Source organism: Thauera sp. 27, assembly GCF_000310125.2.
Classification (GTDB): Bacteria; Pseudomonadota; Gammaproteobacteria; order Burkholderiales; family Rhodocyclaceae; genus Thauera; species Thauera mechernichensis.
On the sequence record NZ_AMXB01000021.1, the window covers coordinates 58,182 to 75,038 of the forward strand.

The 16,857-nt window shown below is 63.8% G+C and carries 15 protein-coding genes; 8 read left to right on the forward strand and 7 right to left on the reverse strand.

The genetic code is table 11. From position 1 onward, the window contains the following. Positions 1-86: 86 nt before the first annotated feature. The 3 genes from B447_RS12695 to B447_RS12705 all read right to left on the reverse strand — a co-directional run bounded on the left by B447_RS12695 (position 87) and on the right by B447_RS12705 (position 5,022). Positions 87-935 carry a D-hexose-6-phosphate mutarotase gene (locus B447_RS12695; protein WP_002940566.1) on the reverse strand — a complete coding sequence of 283 codons (849 nt, stop codon included), beginning with the start codon at positions 933-935 and terminating at the stop codon, positions 87-89. A 3-nt stretch (positions 936-938) separates the two neighbouring features. Further along, a complete protein-coding gene (locus B447_RS12700) occupies positions 939-3,626 on the reverse strand; it encodes a bifunctional acetate--CoA ligase family protein/GNAT family N-acetyltransferase (protein WP_002929979.1) in 2,688 nt (895 codons plus the stop codon). A gap of 187 nt (positions 3,627-3,813) precedes the next feature. Then, entirely contained in the window at positions 3,814-5,022 is a 1,209-nt protein-coding gene (locus B447_RS12705; RefSeq protein ID WP_232431619.1) for a sensor histidine kinase, read from the reverse strand. A gap of 155 nt (positions 5,023-5,177) precedes the next feature. On the opposite strand from B447_RS12705, the gene B447_RS12710 reads away from it, so the two are divergent. Next, the gene (locus tag B447_RS12710) at positions 5,178-5,750 is read left to right on the forward strand and encodes a class I SAM-dependent methyltransferase (RefSeq protein WP_002940567.1); all 573 of its coding nucleotides are present in this window, start codon (positions 5,178-5,180) and stop codon (positions 5,748-5,750) included. A 45-nt stretch (positions 5,751-5,795) separates the two neighbouring features. On the opposite strand, the gene mnmH is transcribed toward B447_RS12710, so the two are convergent. Continuing rightward, the gene (mnmH, locus tag B447_RS12715; RefSeq protein WP_002940568.1) at positions 5,796-6,842 is read right to left on the reverse strand and encodes a tRNA 2-selenouridine(34) synthase MnmH; all 1,047 of its coding nucleotides are present in this window, start codon (positions 6,840-6,842) and stop codon (positions 5,796-5,798) included. Between the two features lie 56 nt (positions 6,843-6,898). On the opposite strand from mnmH, the gene selD reads away from it, so the two are divergent. Next, positions 6,899-7,939 carry a selenide, water dikinase SelD gene (gene selD, locus B447_RS12720; RefSeq protein ID WP_002940578.1) on the forward strand — a complete coding sequence of 347 codons (1,041 nt, stop codon included), beginning with the start codon at positions 6,899-6,901 and terminating at the stop codon, positions 7,937-7,939. Positions 7,940-7,945: 6 nt separating this feature from the next. Here the strand turns inward: selD and B447_RS12725 are convergent, their stop codons facing one another. Then, entirely contained in the window at positions 7,946-8,557 is a 612-nt protein-coding gene (locus B447_RS12725) for an arylesterase (RefSeq protein WP_051018820.1), read from the reverse strand. Between B447_RS12725 and B447_RS12730 the strand changes: the two genes are divergently transcribed. Next, entirely contained in the window at positions 8,541-9,254 is a 714-nt protein-coding gene (locus tag B447_RS12730) for an ABC transporter ATP-binding protein (RefSeq protein WP_198291800.1), read from the forward strand. The two genes, B447_RS12725 and B447_RS12730, sit on opposite strands and share 17 nt — an antisense overlap. Before the next feature lie 20 nt (positions 9,255-9,274). Here B447_RS12730 and serB read toward each other — a convergent pair whose 3' ends face one another. Beyond that, entirely contained in the window at positions 9,275-10,117 is an 843-nt protein-coding gene (gene serB, locus B447_RS12735; protein WP_002940582.1) for a phosphoserine phosphatase SerB, read from the reverse strand. Beyond that, positions 10,114-11,193: a 3-deoxy-7-phosphoheptulonate synthase gene (locus B447_RS12740; RefSeq protein ID WP_002940589.1), complete on the reverse strand. Its 1,080-nt coding sequence runs from the start codon at positions 11,191-11,193 to the stop codon at positions 10,114-10,116. The genes serB and B447_RS12740 overlap by 4 nt, the downstream gene beginning before the upstream one ends. Before the next feature lie 367 nt (positions 11,194-11,560). On the opposite strand from B447_RS12740, the gene B447_RS12745 reads away from it, so the two are divergent. The 5 genes from B447_RS12745 (at position 11,561) to B447_RS12765 (ending at position 16,516) form a co-directional block, all read left to right on the forward strand. Then, complete coding sequence (locus tag B447_RS12745) at positions 11,561-11,767, forward strand: cold-shock protein (protein WP_002929959.1); 207 nt, start codon at positions 11,561-11,563, stop codon at positions 11,765-11,767. A gap of 240 nt (positions 11,768-12,007) precedes the next feature. Continuing rightward, complete coding sequence (locus tag B447_RS12750) at positions 12,008-12,385, forward strand: hypothetical protein (protein ID WP_002929956.1); 378 nt, start codon at positions 12,008-12,010, stop codon at positions 12,383-12,385. A 293-nt stretch (positions 12,386-12,678) separates the two neighbouring features. Next, complete coding sequence (locus B447_RS12755) at positions 12,679-13,455, forward strand: hypothetical protein (RefSeq protein WP_157384674.1); 777 nt, start codon at positions 12,679-12,681, stop codon at positions 13,453-13,455. Continuing rightward, positions 13,452-15,551 (forward strand): hypothetical protein, encoded by a 2,100-nt coding sequence (locus B447_RS12760; RefSeq protein ID WP_002940596.1) that lies wholly within the window; start codon positions 13,452-13,454, stop codon positions 15,549-15,551. Before B447_RS12755 ends, B447_RS12760 begins: the two co-directional genes overlap by 4 nt. Next, positions 15,548-16,516 carry a hypothetical protein gene (locus B447_RS12765; protein ID WP_002929949.1) on the forward strand — a complete coding sequence of 323 codons (969 nt, stop codon included), beginning with the start codon at positions 15,548-15,550 and terminating at the stop codon, positions 16,514-16,516. Before B447_RS12760 ends, B447_RS12765 begins: the two co-directional genes overlap by 4 nt. The last annotated feature ends 341 nt before the right edge of the window (positions 16,517-16,857 follow it).

Sequence of the window (16,857 nt, forward strand, 5' to 3'; positions counted from 1 at the left end):
CGTTCACTTTGGCGGCCTGCGCATTCTCGTGGCCGCTCGTCCGGGGCTTGAGGGGCGCCGCCATTGTGGATGGCGCCCCGCGCTGATCAGAGCGCGACCAGGGTCTGCCTGCCGAGCCAGATCTTGCCCGCAGGCAGCGTCACCGGGGCGACTGCCGCTGCGGCCTCGACGCAAAGCATGCGGCGGAAGCCGTCGTTCGGCATGTCGGGAAGCGCCGCACTGCGCTCCTCCCAGGGGTTCCATACCACGACATCGGGGAAGCCTTCGGTGTTGATGCCCAGGCTGCGGTCATACTCACGCAGCAGCAAGGGACGCTTGACGTCGCGATAGATACGATCGACCTCGCCTTCGACCAGTACAACGTCGCCACTTTCCCGCACCATCTGCCCGTCAGCGTTCATGTCGTGGAAGATGTGGCCATGCAGCCCCTCCAGGCGGGATTCTTCGACCTCGCGCACTGCGAGGTAGGTGTGCAGCGCTGCGGTGAACTCGAAGGCCGCATCGCCGGTATTCTCGATCTCGATCTCGATGTCCAGGCGGCTGTCTTCAACCAGGATGCCCAACTCGACGTGGAATGCGTGCGGCCACAGCGCTCGGCTGGCAACATCATCGCGCAAGCCGAGCGTAACGAGGGCAAAGTCGTCATCGCTGCGTTCGGTCTCTACCTGCCATATGGCATTGCGTGCAAAACCGTGGCGTGGCAGCGCGCCTTGCGCGGCAAACTGAGGAAAGCATACGGGTATGCCGCCACGGATCGGCGTGTGGCCATCCAGGACCGCCGTGGGGCTCAGGTAGATGCGCTCGCCGCCGCCTGGTGGCGTCCATGACAGGACCTGGCCGCCAAACAGGCTGACGACCGCGCGCGCGCCTGCACGCGTGCTCAGGCTCAGCGCGGGCAGACCATGAAAGTCGATGTGCTCGATGCCGGCTTTCATCGTTCAGTCCTGAAGCGGCAGTACGCCGAGCTTGACCGAGCTGTCCTCAGGGTCGTTGCTGAGCACGAAGCCAAGTTTCTGCACGAACTTGAGCATGCGTTCGTTATTGGCGAGGAAGACGCCGTTCATGTACTGGATGCCGCGGCTGCGTGCGGTCTCGATGAGCACACCCATCAACTTGCGAGCCAGGCCGCGGTGTTGCCAGTCATCGGCGACCACCACGGCAAACTCGCAGGATTCGCCATCCGGGTTGACCGCGTAGCGGCACACACCGATTTCCTTCTCGACGCCTTCGACCATCAGCGTGGCGACGAAGGCCATCTCGCGGTCGTAGTCGATCTGTGTCAGGCGCGCAACCATCGCCGGCGGTAGCTCACGCATCGTGTTCATGAAGCGGTAGTACTTGGTCTCGGCCGATAGACCGCGCACGAACTCGACTTCGAGTTCGGCATCCTCGGGCTTGATCGGGCGGATGGTCACCGTCGTCCCGTCGGGCACGGTCCAGGTGCTGATGAGGTGCGACGGGTAGGGGTGGATCGCCATGTGGTCATAGCGATCCGCCGTCGGCGATACGTTTTCCACGCTGATGCTGGCGTCGACCGCCACCACACCGTTCTCATCGACGATGAGCGGGTTGATCTCCATCTCTGTGATCCACGGCAATTCGCAGACCATCTCCGATACGCGCAGCAGCACGAGTTCGAGCGCATCCATGTCCACTGCAGGCATGTTGCGGAACTCGCCCAGGCGTGACGCGATGCGCGTGGAGCGGATCATGTCGCGGACCAGGAAGCTGTTGAGCGGGGGCAGGGCCACTGCGATGTCGCGGTTGGCTTCCACCAGGTTGCCGCCCTCGCCAAAGCTGATCGCGGGGCCGAACACGGGGTCGCGCTTGACGCCAACCACCAGTTCGCGGCCGTTGCGTTTCTGGATCATCGGTTCGATCGCGATACCGTTGATCACCGCTTCGGGCTGTGCACGCTTCACCTCGTCCAGGATCTCCTGGTAAGTCGAGCGCACCGCAGCCAGGCTGCGGATGTTCAGGCGTACGCCGCCGACGTCCGACTTGTGCTTGACGTTTGGCGAGTCGATCTTCATGACCACTGGTAGCCCGATCTCGGCCGACAGCACCATGGCCTCGGCCGCCGAGCGCGCGACCACGGTCTGCGCGATCGGGATGCGGAAGGCGGCGAGCAGCGCCTTCGACTCCATCTCGTTCAGCTTCTTGCGGCGCTCGTTGAGCGCCATCTCGATGACCAGGCGTGCGCTCTCGATCGACGGTGCGGGCAGGTCCGACAGCGAGGACGGCGTCTGCATCAGCAATTTCTGGTTCTGGTAGTAGGCCGAGATGTGACTGAACAGCTCGACCGCCGGCTCGGGAGTGCGGAAGTGCGGGATGCCCGCCGCGCTGAACTTCTGGCGTGCCTCGCCGACGAGGTCCTCGCCCATCCAGCATGCGACAACGGGCTTGTCTGCGGTTTTTTCCAGTTCGATGATGACCTCGGCCACGCCCGTCGGGTTGCTCATTGCCTGCGGGGTCAGCATGACCAGCACGCCATCGACGTTGGGGCCTTCGAGTACTGCCTTGAGCGCCTTGCCGTAGCGCTCCGGGTCGGCGTCGCCAAGGATGTCCACCGGGTTGCCACGCGACCAGCTCGCAGGCAGCGCTGCATTGAGCTTCTCCATCGTGCCTTCGGAGAACTGGGACAGCGGGATGCCGATGTCGAGCGCGCGGTCGGCCGCCATCACGCCGGGGCCACCGCCGTTGGTGATGATCGCCAGACGGTTGCCGCGCGGGCGGAAGTGCGAGAACAGGGCATTGGCTGCGGCGAAGAGCTGGCCGAGGTTGTACAGGCGGATGACACCGGCGCGACGAAGTGCCGCGTCGAAGATGGCGTCGTCACCGATGGGGGCGCCGGTGTGTGACAGGATGGCGTTCGACGCCTCGGGGTGGCGGCCAGCCTTGATCAGCAGCACCGGTTTCACACGCGCCGCGCCGCGCAGGGCGCTCATGAAGCGGCGTGGGTCGCGGATGCCCTCGACGTAGAGAAAGATGCTCTCGGTACGCGGGTCCGAGATCATGTACTCGAGCACCTCGCCGAAATCGATGTCCGAGGAAGACCCCAGGGAGACGACCGACGAGAAACCGACGTTGTTAGGCTTTGCCCAGTCGAGGATCGCCGCGCATAGCGCACCCGATTGCGAGATCAGGCCAATGCTGCCCTTGAGTGCGCTGGCATGGGCAAAGGTGGCATTGACGCCGAGTTGCGGGCGCATCACGCCCAGACAGTTGGGGCCAAGCAGACGGATCTTGTGACGTTGAGCAGCATCGATCACCTGGCGTTCGAGCAGTGCACCGCGCGGTCCGGCCTCGGAGAAGCCTGCCGACAGGATGATTACCGCTTTGGCGCCGGCCCGCCCACAGCTCTCCATGATTGCGGGCGCCTTCTCGGCACGCACCGCAATTACGACGAGATCGAGTCGTTGCGGCACGTCCTCCACCGATTTGTAGCAGGCAACCCCATGCACTTTGTCGTGCTTGGGGTTGATCGCGAACAGTTTGCCCTTGTAGCCGGCTTCGAGCATGTTGCGCATCAGCACGCTGCCGAGCGACGCCTCGCGTTCGCTGGCGCCGATGATGCCTACCGAGCGTGGCTCCAGCAGCGGTGTCAGGTAGTGTTTCTCTTTCATGATGGAAACCTGGGGATGGAATAGGGGGAGAGGTCAGGGTCTGGTGTGCGGCATCCGCTCCGAGGGCGCGGCAAGGCGCGTCAGCCTGGAGTCTGCGGGCATTATACTGCGGTGCACAAAAGTCGCTTCGTCGGCTTGTTGCTTTTTGCGAACTGGTTCCGTTTTAGCCCGCATTGCCTCGATTCACTCAATGGCTCAGGGTGAAATGGAAGCGTGCTCCCTCGCCTGGGCGGGACTCCACCCAAATCCGGCCATCATGACGAGTGACGATGCGCTTGACCGTGGCAAGGCCGATGCCCGTTCCGGGGAACGATTCCGTGGTGTGCAGGCGGGAGAAGGGTTCGAAGAGCCGGTTCGCATAGCGCATGTCGAGCCCGGCACCGTTATCCTCGACGCAGTACACCGTGCGTGTACCCTCCTGGCGAGCAAGAAAGGCAATGCGCGGCATACGGGTGTCGCGTGTGAACTTCCAGGCGTTGCGGAGCAGGTTGTCGAGCATGACGTGCATCAGTCCAGGGTCTGCATTCACGCTCAGATCCCGGGTGATCTCGACTTCGACCCTGCGTTCCGGGTCCTCGGCATGGAGCTCCTGAATGACCGATTCGGCCAGTGCCGACAGGTCAACCTGCTGGCGCTTGAGTGGCTGGCGAGCCACCGTTGCCAGCCCGATCAGTGCATCGATGAGGATGGCCATGCGCTCGGCGGCTTTGCGGATGCGCCCAAGCTGCTCGCGCTGGTGCGCCTCGAGCCGGTCAGCGGCGTCCTCGTAAAGGATGCGGGCAAAACCGTCGATGGCTCGCAACGGTGCGCGCAGGTCGTGCGACACGGAGTAGGAGAAGGCTTCCAGCTCACGGTTCGCGGCCTCGAGCTCGGCGGTTCGCGCTCGCACCCGGGCTTCGAGTTCGAGGTTGAGGTTGCGCAGGGTCATCTCCGCGATCTTGCGCGCAGAGATGTCATCCAGGGTGCCGGCTATCCAGCTCGGCGATCCGCTGCCCGCACTCGGCCGGCGTGCATTGATCGCGATCCAGCGGATCTCGCCGCCGTGGGTGCGCAGCCGCAGCTCGTCGGCCCACTCCTGGCGCTGGCCGTCGAGCAGTTCGGCGAATGCCGCACGCGCCCGCTGGCAATCGTCCGGGTGCAGGAAGTCGGCGAGCGGGCGGCAGAGGCTTTGTTCGATCGCGAAGCCGGATAGCACCTTCCAGAAGTCGTTGAGAAAGGTCAGCTGACCGATATTGTCGGTGCGGAACAGAACCTGCTTCACCGACTGCAGCATCTCGAGCCAGTGTGCGCTGTCGTCCGCTGGCGCTGAGATTCCAGTAATGGGCGGGCGAGCTGGGGCCGGCGACTCGGTGGGGGCCTCGGGGGGCGATTCGCGGTCTTGCGGTCGGGCAGTCACGGAAGCACGATCGTGGTAGGCAGGGGTGCCCCGGGCATGCGCACGTGGGCGACTTCCTGTATATCACAGATCGACTTCGCGCCACCGGTACCGGATCAACAGCGCATAGAATTGCGTCCGGTCAACGCGCACGACAACCCCGGCAGGACCAAGACATGTCCCTCTCCACCTCGAACACTCACGCCCATCCCGGCCTTGCGCTCCCGTCGCCCTGGGTGCTGCGTTTTGCCCCACTGATCTCCGCCGGTTCGCGTGTGCTCGACTACGCCTGCGGCAATGGTCGCCATGCGCGCTGGCTGGCAAGCGCGGGCTACGAGGTGGCTGCTGTCGATCGCGATTCCCTCGCGCTGGAGGCCTTGCGGGACATCCCCGGCATCCGGACGCGCGTACTCGACCTGGAGGGTGCCGACTGGCCGCTGGCCGGCGAGCGCTATCGGGGGGTGGTCGTGACCAATTATCTGTACCGACCGCGCTTTGCGGACATGCTTGCTCTGCTGGGGCAGGGCGACGTCCTGATCTATGAAACCTTCATGGCGGGCAACGAACGCTTCGGCAAACCGTCGCGGGCCGACTTCCTGCTCCAGCCCATGGAGCTCATCGACCGTCTCGAGGGCGACTGGACCTTGGTTGCCTTTGAACAGGGCGAAGTGCAGGGCGCACGCCCCGCAGTGGTTCAGCGCATATGTGCGATCCGCGGCAAGGTCGAGCCGCAGCTGCCTGCGGCCTGAACATGGGCTCGGGCTCCGCGTCCGATCCGAAGCTTTGCCCCGTGTTCAGCCGAGCTCCAGGATGCGCCGGGCCAGTGCGTGTATTCCAGCCGGGCTCAGGTCGTCGGTGTGCAGGCTGGGGGCGTCCGCGTAGCGCAGGTAGTTGCCGTTCTGCGAGCGGCGGTAGAGCGGGTCGTAGTGCAGGTCCATGAGTTCGCCGAACAGCGCCGGCAGGGCGTGCGCTTCGGCGAGTGCATGCCAGCGTGCCAGTGTGTCGCGGCTCTGCAGTTCGCGCAGCCTTTGCAGGCTGCGTTGCAGGCCGCCCACGTCGTCGCCCAGGTAGGCATAGTCCCGGATGAGGAACTCGAGGCGGGCGTCCCGCGTCGCGTCGATCATGATGCAAGGCGCGGCACGCATGCGCATGATCAGCGGCTCGGGTACGAACACCATGCCGATCCTGCGGCTCTCGGCTTCGATGTACACCGGGCGTGCCAGGTTCAGCGTGACGAGTTGTGCATGCAGCATCGTCTCAAAGTGCTTCTGCGCAGGTTGCGGGCGGTTGGGCAGGGCGCCCAGTACCGATCCTTTATGGGCAGCGAGATCTTCCAGATCTAGTGTTTGAGCGCCAAGCGTGGCAAGGGCCTCGAGTACGCGTGTCTTGGCGCTGCCGGTGGGGCCGCAGACGACGCGCAGATCGAGCCCTGGCGCAATCTGCTCGATACCGGCGATGACGTGGTGGCGAAAGGCCTTGTAGCCCCCCTGAAGCTGGCAGGCATCCCAGCCCACCATGCGCAGCCAGGTGGTGAATGAGCCGCTGCGCTGGCCGCCGCGCCAGCAGTAGATGAGCGGGCGCCAGCTGCGCGGCTTGTCGCATAGTGCGGTTTCGAGATGATGCGCGATGTTGGCGGCCACCATCGCACCGCCGACACGCCGCGCTTCGAAAGCGGATTGCTGCTTGTACATCGTACCGACGATGATGCGTTGCTCGTTGTCGAGCACCGGCAGGTTGACTGCGCTGGGCAGGTGGTCCTCTGCAAACTCGGCCGGCGTGCGGGCGTCAATGATCTCGTCAAACCCGGACAGCTGTGCTACGGTCGCGACGCCTTTTTGCATGGTTGATGCGGCTCCATCCGGTGTGCGCACCGGCCTGCCGTCACTCCTCACTGAACATGAATGAAATCAAACTGACCCAATTCTCCCACGGTGGCGGTTGCGGCTGCAAAATCGCGCCCGGCGTACTCACCGAACTGTTGGCTGCGATGCCTGCCGGTGTCGTGCCCGCCGACCTGTTGGTCGGTACCGACACCGCAGACGACGCCGCGGTTTATAGACTGAACGAGCGCCAGGCGATCGTTGCCACCACCGACTTCTTCACCCCAATCGTCGACAATCCGCGCGACTTCGGCCGCATTGCCGCCACCAATGCGCTTTCCGACGTGTATGCGATGGGTGCGACGCCGCTGTTCGCGCTGGCCGTCGTCGGCATGCCGCTCGACAAGCTGCCGCGCGCGGTGATCGGTGAGATCCTGCAGGGCGGGGCCGAGGTGTGTCGCCAGGCTGGCATCCCGATCGCCGGCGGGCATTCGATCGATGTGCTCGAGCCGATCTACGGCCTGGTGGGCCTTGGTGTGGTTGACCCGGCGCGGGTGCGCACCAATGCCGGCGCACGGGCAGGCGACGTGTTGATCCTGTCGAAGCCGCTCGGTATCGGTATCCTGTCTGCAGGTCTCAAGAAGGGCACGCTGTCGGCAGAGGGCTATACCGAGATGTTGCGCTGGACGACCACGCTCAACCGGGCCGGTGCGCGCATGGCCGATATCGATGGCGTACACGCGGTGACCGACGTGACCGGCTTTGGCCTTGCTGGCCACCTTTTGGAGATGTGCCGCGGTGCCAAACTTGGCGCCATGCTGCGCTTCGATGCGCTGCCGGTGATTGCGGAAGCATTGGCGCTGGTCCAGGCGGGCACGGCCACGGGCGCGTCTGCACGCAACTGGGCGAGCTACGGCGACAGCATCGATCTGGCTGCCGACGCACCCGAGTGGCAGCGCAAGCTGATTACCGACCCACAGACCTCGGGCGGCTTGCTCGTTGCCTGCGCGCCGAACGCTGTGGATGCCGTGCAGTCGGCCATTTGTGCCGAGCAGGGGATGCCCGGTACCGTCATCGGTACCATGGCGGCGGGTGCCGTCCGAGTGCAAGTGGCCTGAGCGGCCTTACTGCAGGATTGGCGCAAGATCCTTCCAGACGGTATCGAGGATCAGAGGCTGTGCCTCGGCGCTCGGGTGAATGCCGTCCGCCAGGAACATTTCGGGGCGGTCGGCGAAACCCTCGAGCAGGAAGGGTATCAGTGGCACCTGGGTGTCGGCGGCGACGTCGACGTAGGTCTGGGCGAAGCGGCGGGTGTAGGCTGCGCCATAGTTGGGCGGCATCTGCATGCCGACGAGCAGCACGCGTGCGCCTGCCGTGCGCGCGTCGGCGATCATCGCCCGCAGGTTGTCGCCCATGAGTTGCGGGCGCAGCCCGCGCAGTCCATCGTTGGCACCAAGCTCGAGGATGAGGATGGTCGGCCGGTGGCGCGCCAGCGCTGCGGGCAGGCGCGTGCGTCCGCCTGCAGAGGTTTCACCCGATACACTGCCATTGACGACCTCGTGCAGGAACCCTTCCTGTCGCAGACGCGTCTGCAACAAGGCGGGCCAGTCCTCGCCAGGCTTGAGGCCGTAGCCGGCCGACAGGCTGTCACCCCAGACCAGGATGGAGGGTGTGGCGTTGGCCATGGCGGTGAACAACAACATGACGAAGAAGGTTGCGATGGATCGTAGCGGCATTGAGCTCTCCAGTCCGGTCATCGAGGTCGATGGCCTGTCCAAGCAGGTGCGGCTGGCTGATGGCCAGGGCGATCTGCACATTCTGCAGGACGTGAGTTTCGCGGTGGGGGCGGGGGAGTCGGTCGCCATTGTCGGCGCGTCCGGCTCGGGCAAATCGACGCTGCTGGGATTGCTCGCCGGCCTGGATGTTCCCGTGTGCGGCACGGTGCGGCTGCAGGGTACCGATCTGTTTGCGCTCGATGAGGATGCGCGGGCGGCCTTGCGAGGCGAATCGATCGGCTTCGTGTTCCAGTCCTTTCAGCTCTTGCCCGCACTCACCGCGCTGGAGAACGTGATGCTGCCGCTCGAGCTTGCCGGCGTTGCCGATGCTCGAACGGTGGCTTCGCAGTGGCTGGAGCGGGTGGGTCTGGGCGGCCGGCTGCGTCACTATCCCAAGCATCTTTCAGGGGGCGAGCAGCAGCGCGTGGCACTGGCACGTGCTTTTGCGCCCAATCCTCGGGTGCTGCTGGCCGATGAGCCGACCGGCAATCTCGACGCGGAAACCGGACAATCGGTGATCGAACTGATGTTCCGCCTCAACCGCGAGGCTGGCACCACCCTGATCCTGGTCACGCATGACGAATCCCTGGCTCGCCGCTGCGGGCGGGTTTTGCGCATGCAGGCCGGGCGCTTGGCGGAGCAGCCTGCGCCCGCCTGAGCGCAGGCTGCTCCGGAGGATCAACCCACGTCGTTGCCGAACAGGTCGAGGATGCCGTCCAGCCCGGAGTGGTCAAGGCAGCAGTGGGCTACGTCGCGCAGTACAGGCTTGGCATGGAATGCAACGCCAAAGCCTGCCGCGCGTAACATGGGAATGTCGTTGGCGCCATCGCCAGCTGCAATCACCTGCTCGGGTTTCAGGCCAAGTTCGTCACGCATGCGCACCAGATGGTTTGCCTTGGCCTCGCCATCGACGACGTCGCCGATTACCTTTCCAGTCAGCTTGCCGTCGATCACTTCCAGTTCGTTGGCGTAAGCGTAGTCGAAGCCGAGACGCTGCTTGAGGCGCTCGGTGAAGTAGGTGAATCCGCCCGACACCAGCATGCTGCGGATGCCCGCGCGCTGCAGTCCCTGCAGCAGGCGCTCGGCGCCTGGGTTGAGCTGCAGGCGGTGATCGAACACCTCGGCCAGTGCGCGCTCGTCGAGTCCGGCGAGCAGTGCTACGCGGCGCGTCAGCGATTCGCGAAAGTCGATCTCGCCCTGCATCGCAGCCTCGGTAATCGCGGCCACTTCGCGCTTGAGGCCCTGCATGTCGGCGATCTCGTCGATGCACTCGATGTTGATCAGCGTCGAATCCATGTCGGTGACGAAAAGGCCGAAGTTGCTCAGCCGGCGGCCTTCGGGGAGCCACACATGGTCCAGTCCGCCCTCGGCACAAGCCGTGACCAGACCTTCGTGCGGCCGGGCGCCGAGCAAGCGGAACGAGCGCGGGGTGATCTGCTGGATTTCGCGCGTTTCGGTGAGCTTGGCGACGTTCTTCAGCGCGACGCTATCGACGTCGGCAGCCAGCACGACCAGGTTCATGCGCGCCGCTCCACGGCCGGCAGCACCTCGCGCAGCACGGCAGCGGCGTTGCGGATCATGTCCTCGGTGGTGTTCCAGCTCACGCAAGCGTCGGTCACCGAGCAGCCATACTTGAGCTGCGACAGGTCGGCTGGAATCGGCTGGTTGCCAGCTTCGATGTTGCTCTCGATCATGAGTCCGACCACCGACTCATTACCTTCGCGAATCTGATGCATCACGTCCTTCATTACCAGCGGCTGGAACTCGGGCTTCTTCCAGGAATTGGCATGCGAGCAATCGACCACGATGTTCTTTGGCAACTTTGCCTTGGCCAGCGCCTGCTCCGCGAGCGAGATCGACACCGAATCGTAGTTGGGGCGCCCGCCGCCGCCGCGCAGCACGGCATGACCGTAGCGGTTGCCGCGGGTACGGGTGATGGCCGATTTGCCTTGGCTGTTGATGCCGAGGAAGCTGTGCGGGCTTGCGGCCGAGATGATGGCGTTGATCGCCACTTCAAGGTCACCGTCGGTAGCGTTCTTGAAACCGACCGGTGTGGACAGGCCTGACGACATCTCGCGGTGGGTCTGGGATTCGGAGGTGCGGGCACCGATGGCGGTCCATGAAATGAGATCGCCGTAGTACTGCGGTGCGATAGGGTCGAGCGCCTCGGTCGCGGTGGGAAGGCCTATCTCGCAAACGTCGAGCAGGAACTGGCGAGCACGCTCCATGCCGACGTCGATGCGGAACGAGTCATCCATGAAGGGATCGTTGATGAAGCCCTTCCAGCCGGTGGAGGTGCGCGGTTTCTCGAAGTAAACCCGCATTACCAGTAGCAGGGTGTCGGATACTTCATCGGCGAGGGTCTTGAGTCGGCGCGCATAGTCGAGGCCGGCCACCGGGTCGTGGATCGAGCACGGTCCGACGACAACGAATACCCGCGGGTCCTTGCGGTCGAGGATGTCCATCACCGCCTTGCGCCCGGCGACCACCGACGCAGCAGCGCGCTCGGTGAGCGGGACGCGGGCCTTGATCTCGTCCGGCGACGGCATGTGATCGAAGGCGAGGACGTTGAGGTTTTCGGTCTGGGTGAGCGGCATTGCGAAGGCTCCGGTTGCGGCCTGGAAAGCCTGCAATTGTAACGCCCGTGCCGAGGTGTGTCCGGGGAGATTTAAGGCATCATGGGTGGGCGGGCAGCGCGCTCTCGCTTGCGCCTCGCGCGGCATCGCGGGTGGGGAGCGCACTGACAGGTTACGATCGGTAGAGAAATTGCTGTCGTTATTGGCCCGATGCGCGCATACTGTGGCCCAGCGATATTCAAGTCGTGCAGTTTGTTTGTTGGCATATCCGATTTTCGGTTGCGGTCTCATGGTCGCGCCGTTCGGCCGTATTCCCCCAAGTCATACCTTGCTGTCTTGATACTCGCCCCATCCAGGGGGCTTTCCCCGTTTTCAGGAGATTCAAGACATGGCAGCTGGTACCGTAAAGTGGTTCAACGATTCGAAGGGCTTTGGTTTCATTACGCCGGAGGCCGGGGGTGACGACCTGTTCGCGCACTTCTCCGCCATCCAGGGCCAAGGCTTCAAGACCCTGGCTGAAGGCCAGCGCGTCACCTTCGACGTGACCACCGGCCCCAAGGGGCTGCAGGCGTCGAACATTCGCGCCGCCAACTGAGTTGCATCCCAGCCGTCGCGCGTAAAGCGCAGGCTGTCGCAAGGCCCGGCAAGCGCCGGGCCTTTTGCTTTTTGAAACCCGATAACCCGAAACGCATTCAGCGGCGGCAAGACAGGCGCCAATGCCTTGCGTTACAGAAGGGGTTCGCCGTAACGGGGAGCTCACCAACAAGGCCCGTGCGCTGCAGCTTCGCTGTGCGGTGCACGCAGCTACATCATCAGCGCGCTCAAGGAGATCCCGATGTCCCAGTTCATACAACGCACCGAACTCAAAACGTTCTATTACACGCCTGTTCACTGTCCGTTCTGCGGTACGCGTGTCATGGGCGCCGATCCGCTCGACGAAACCCGCATCACGGCTTGCCAGCACACCTTGTTCATTGCCCACGATACGGCCTTCGAGTACCGGTCGGCACGCCTGAACGCAAATCTGAGCCTCGAGGGCATGTCTGACCAGCAGGTCGAAGCCGCATGGCTGGCGGATGAGCGGGGCATTGACGGTTTCACCGACACCGTGACCCTGACCGACGCAATAAAGGTCGCGGCCTACGCGCCGGAGCCTTCAGCCTACGGTTCGTATTATGGTTTCGCGCCTGTCGACGCCCAGTTGGACAACTGACCGTCCTGGAGCCTTGTGCGCCAGTGGGTAGGGCGTCTAGATCAAAAACTCTGGCAGGCTCCGACAAATCGATGAGCGTCACCTCGAGATCGAAGACTGCGTCCAGCCAGTCTGACTATAATTGGTCGACTTCCATGCCATCCTGATCGTGTCTGGTCTGGCCATGCTGCGGCCGGCGACGCGATCGCGAATGACGTGACGATGCGCTCCTCTCGGGGTGCGTGTGCACTCCTGCTGGGCGCTCTTGCATGCCACAACCCCGACCGCTGACGCGTCACCGTGCGGACCCGAGCGTGATGATGCTCGGGGTGTCGGCGCGGTCGACGATCGGCGAGCGCATCAGCAGGGCCAGCGGGGTTCTTGAGCTTGTCGTGAGCCTGCTCATTGCATTGGTGTCTCCGTTTGCGTTTGTCTTTCTGCTCGTGACGCACGCAAAGTGGGTGATCGCTCTCGGTGCCTTGAGTACTGCAGCGCATGCTTTATGGTGCGCTCGGTTCGAGGGCTGGGGTGAGCGGTCGGCGGGAGAGCCCATGGGCGCCGGCCGGCGTGTCATGCTGACGCTGCTGGTGCTGTGTCTCAACACACTGTTCTGGGGGCTGGTGCTGTCGAGCATCGTGCCGCGGACCTGGGTCTCGAGTTTCAATGCCAGTGCGCCAGCGTGGCTTAGCGATCACGACTGGCTGCGATGGGCCGAACCCTTAAGTGCGAGCGTCGAGGCCTTCGTGGCGGGGGCGCTCGTGGAACTGCTCGCCTACGTGCTCGCCCTGCTGCCCTTCGTGCTCGTGGTGGCCGTCGCAGCCCTGCTCATGATCCGACTCGGGGTTGGACGCGCGCGCGACAGGGTGATGTTCAGCTTCTATGTGCTGTTCGTCGCCGGTTCTGCCTGCCTACTGTGCTATCTCCTGTTTGGCAGTTCGCTGGCTTGGCTGTTCTGGGGAATCAACGGCTACATCTTGTGGAAGGGGGGCGCGTGGCTGACGCTGTTCAGCGTCTTCGTGGTCGGGTCGATCCCGTTTCGCATCATGACACTGCTGCGTAACGGAAGCTGGCTGCGGGCGTTCTTCCGATGAAGGCCGGCGCAGGTGTTGCATCGGAGGAGGAGCGCGCATATGGCTGGCGCCCGGCAAGCACCTGGGCTTGCGGCATCAAGGTGCTGGGGGTAGCGCTGATCCTGTGCTTCGCGCTTTACGGGTACGCCGATGATCCCATGTCGGCACCGGTGCAGGACTTCGTCGTGGTGGAAGCACGCGGTGATATCCAAGGCTTCCGCTTTCACGATCTGCTCGTACTCGATCCCGCAAACGGACGTATTCTCAATGTGCTGCCGATGAGTCCGCGCTTACCGGAGGCTCTGATACAGCGCGCCGACGATCGCTTGCGATTGTTCCCGATTGACCAGGGGTTGCTTCGGACGGTTGTCGCGCCGTTGGGCCAGACCGTGGTCCATAGCCGGACGGTGGCGGGCGAGGCCTCCAGTCGACGCGTGCACAGCTATGTGTGGCGCATGGCGTCCGGCGAGCTTGCCTTCACTCTGGAGGATGCTTACGGTTTCGCGCTGCTCGGCGAAGACGGCGCTCATCTTGCGGTGCTCGCCAAGGACAAGGACGTCTCGGTGACTGAGTTCCAGGTCTGGGACATCGCTGCCAACAGGATGATCTTCAAGGCGCGCTTTCCGGAGGCGGAGCATGTCCGCGCTCATCGCACCAACGCGGTGAATTTTGCTGTTTTCTCGCTCGACGACGGCTACCTGATGGTCTGGGATCAGCGCAAGCGAAATCTGCGCCGGATCGCAGTGCCGGACGGGCGTCAGCTCGACCAGCTCCGTGATGGCTACGCGTGGAGCATGCAACAAGGGGCGATAGCCCTTTCCGCAGACGAGCGCTGGCTTGCGTTCCTTACGCGCTCGACGCGACAGCAGCCCTTGCCAGGCTACTACCTTGTTGACCTTGATCGGGCCGATCCGTCTGCGCCTTTGACGCCGTCGGCCTCGGGGGTCCTGCACGATAGTCCGTTTGCCTGGGTGTCTTTTGGTTCAAGCCTGCTGGGGATGAGCGCAACTGCGCTTCATCGCGTCGCGCTGTCCGACGATTCCGACGCAGGAAGTTGGGCGCCGCGGGCATGGGTTGCGCAGGGGGCCTCGACCCCAGCATGTGCCGGAACGTCCACGCAGAGCCTGCGCGCATGCGCAAAGGCCCGGGAGCTGGAGCGTGCCCGCAGGGCCTTCCTGCCGCCCGGCGCCATGCTCGAGGCTGTGGACGTGCTGGTGCGCACGCGTTACGTCGCCAGCAATGATGCCAGGCTGCTAGTAGCTTGGGACGGCTACAACGGTCGTCCGATCATCCTAGACGCCAGTGTGTTCCCGCCGCGCGAGATTTCCCCGGATCGGCCGGATGGGGCCGATCCAGCAGCGCTGTATGAAATCCGCCCAGGTTTTCCACTCGATGAGGGGGCTCGGGCCGCGCCCGGCATGCTGCGTTTCAGCCACTACGGAAGTCATCTCATCAGTTTCGAGCCTGAAGCGGGTGCCACGTCGTCACCGCCGGTCGAACTGCGTGCTTACTCGACTCCAGATCTCGTTCCCCGTCCCATGCTTAACCCTTCTCTTGGTGATTATCTGCGTGCTCGACGAGACAGTCAGGGGCTGAAGAATCCTGCACTGTGCCGGCTGGAGCCTGCGGCATGTCACATGGCCGATGGTGCGCGGCAGACGATAGCGGTCGTAGAGGCGCCAGTGCGTCAGTCCGCTGCAAGTGCACACGCCGACCTTCCCGATGCGAGCGATGTCCCGCTCTCGATCGAGCGGTGGATGAGACGTGATCCGTCGCGCGCGAGAACATCCGCGCCCGAGCTGTGCAAGGTCCTTGGGCGCATCCAGCGCCCGATTCAGGGCGAGCCCTATTTCATCGACGGTCATTACCAGGGTATCCGTATCGCGGCTCAGGCCGAGATCATTGCGAGCGACCCGGCCGTGCCCTTTCGCGACGGCGACATCGTGTTCGACGGTGGCTGGTGCAGCGCGCGCGCGTGCTCTGCCGATGCCTTTGGCCAGGCGATGAAGCAGGCTTGTGCATCAAGGCGGCATGACCTCATCCGCAACGTCGTGCTCGAGGTTGGGTCAATCGACCCTGAGCGCGACCGAATCTGGATCATGATGGAAAGGCCATGACGCATCGCACTCGACATGTCCGCGCTGGCACAACAATCATCCGGGTGGCTGCTGCCGCACTGCTCCTCGCCGGCTGTGGCGATCGCTTGCTCGAATCGAGGGAGGCGGAGTTGGAACTGGCCGATCCGCTGCAAGGCGCCCGGGTGGCAGACCCCCGGATGCATCTGCGCTGGCCCGAGGGTACGCCGCTGGCCATCAACAAGGTCCTGCGTGCGCCCATGGTGGTAGGCGATGCCGTCGATCATGCGCAGGCGCCCATCCCGGTCATGAGTCTGGTAAGGGTGGAGGTGGCGCTCTATCGGCCGATTGATTGCGACAAGCCGCCGGCATGGTTGCTTGACAGCCGTGCATTTGACTACCCGGCGTCAGTCGACGAGGCACGGCTGGCCGACCTGGGGCTGCCCGTGCACGCCGCGGAGGTGTGGCTTGTGCCGGCTTCCACCGGGGGTGCCTATTCAGATGCTCGGCCAAGGGGCGCTGCTGGCAACGCCGTTGCCATGGAGAGGCGTTATTCCGGAGAGGAGTCCGAGCAGCGGGCGCCGTTTGACGCTGCGTTCGAGTTCGGTCCCGCCTGGTTGGGTATCCCCTTGCGCCAGGTGGGCGCTGCTCGGACTGTGGTCTTCCCTCCAAGTCAGGATTGCACGGGCTTGAAGCGAGCTCAGGACGATCGGGTGCCGATTCGCGTGGTTGCCTACGGTCCCTTCGATCAAGGCTCGGAGCCGAGCAAGTACCTCCGGGTCCCGGCCGACACACCATTCACTGCTCGCGTCGTCGAGGTGTGCCCGGTACGCATCAAGCAGCGCGACGAACTCTTCGAGGTCCGCACCGGCATGATCTACCGGCCGGCGTCCAAGGAGTGGCGGTTTGCTGCCAGCGTTCTGGGTGAGTGCGAGAGTGGGGTAGTTGAGCTCAAGCTTGGCCCGCTCGTGACTCGGGTTACGGGGGGCGATGCGGGCCGCCGGTAAGCTGAAGGGTGAGTGCATCAGTGTCGCGGGCAAGGCCGTGTGCTCTCCAAGTTCCGCTCCGATAGGCGCAAAAGGAAGTTTTATTGATTTCCTGTTGACCGGCGTTTTTTTATCTCTATAATGCGCGGCTCTCCTGAACGAAAAACACTTTTCAAAAAGAGTTCGGCGCTTAAGGGGAGTGAGAGTTCTGTTAGATGTTGTGCGAAAAATCAGCGCTCGACGTAAGCAGGATTCAAGCAAAAAGACAGTTGATGAATGTCTGTCGCTCTTTAAAAAATTGAACAACCGATAAGTGTGGGTGCTTGGTGGTTGTGGTCGAAAGCGGCTTCGGTCGTTTTGGT

What these genes read in the sequence shown, in the direction of transcription:
- B447_RS12695 (WP_002940566.1), bottom strand. Translation starts at nt 935, where the DNA reads ATGAAAGCCGGCATCGAGCACATCGACTTTCATGGTCTGCCCGCGCTG.
- B447_RS12700 (WP_002929979.1), bottom strand. Translation starts at nt 3,626, where the DNA reads ATGAAAGAGAAACACTACCTGACACCGCTGCTGGAGCCACGCTCGGTA.
- B447_RS12710 (WP_002940567.1), top strand. Translation starts at nt 5,178, where the DNA reads ATGTCCCTCTCCACCTCGAACACTCACGCCCATCCCGGCCTTGCGCTC.
- mnmH (WP_002940568.1), bottom strand. Translation starts at nt 6,842, where the DNA reads ATGCAAAAAGGCGTCGCGACCGTAGCACAGCTGTCCGGGTTTGACGAG.
- selD (WP_002940578.1), top strand. Translation starts at nt 6,899, where the DNA reads ATGAATGAAATCAAACTGACCCAATTCTCCCACGGTGGCGGTTGCGGC.
- B447_RS12730 (WP_198291800.1), top strand. Translation starts at nt 8,541, where the DNA reads ATGGATCGTAGCGGCATTGAGCTCTCCAGTCCGGTCATCGAGGTCGAT.
- B447_RS12725 (WP_051018820.1), bottom strand. Translation starts at nt 8,557, where the DNA reads ATGCCGCTACGATCCATCGCAACCTTCTTCGTCATGTTGTTGTTCACC.
- serB (WP_002940582.1), bottom strand. Translation starts at nt 10,117, where the DNA reads ATGAACCTGGTCGTGCTGGCTGCCGACGTCGATAGCGTCGCGCTGAAG.
- B447_RS12740 (WP_002940589.1), bottom strand. Translation starts at nt 11,193, where the DNA reads ATGCCGCTCACCCAGACCGAAAACCTCAACGTCCTCGCCTTCGATCAC.
- B447_RS12745 (WP_002929959.1), top strand. Translation starts at nt 11,561, where the DNA reads ATGGCAGCTGGTACCGTAAAGTGGTTCAACGATTCGAAGGGCTTTGGT.
- B447_RS12750 (WP_002929956.1), top strand. Translation starts at nt 12,008, where the DNA reads ATGTCCCAGTTCATACAACGCACCGAACTCAAAACGTTCTATTACACG.
- B447_RS12760 (WP_002940596.1), top strand. Translation starts at nt 13,452, where the DNA reads ATGAAGGCCGGCGCAGGTGTTGCATCGGAGGAGGAGCGCGCATATGGC.
- B447_RS12765 (WP_002929949.1), top strand. Translation starts at nt 15,548, where the DNA reads ATGACGCATCGCACTCGACATGTCCGCGCTGGCACAACAATCATCCGG.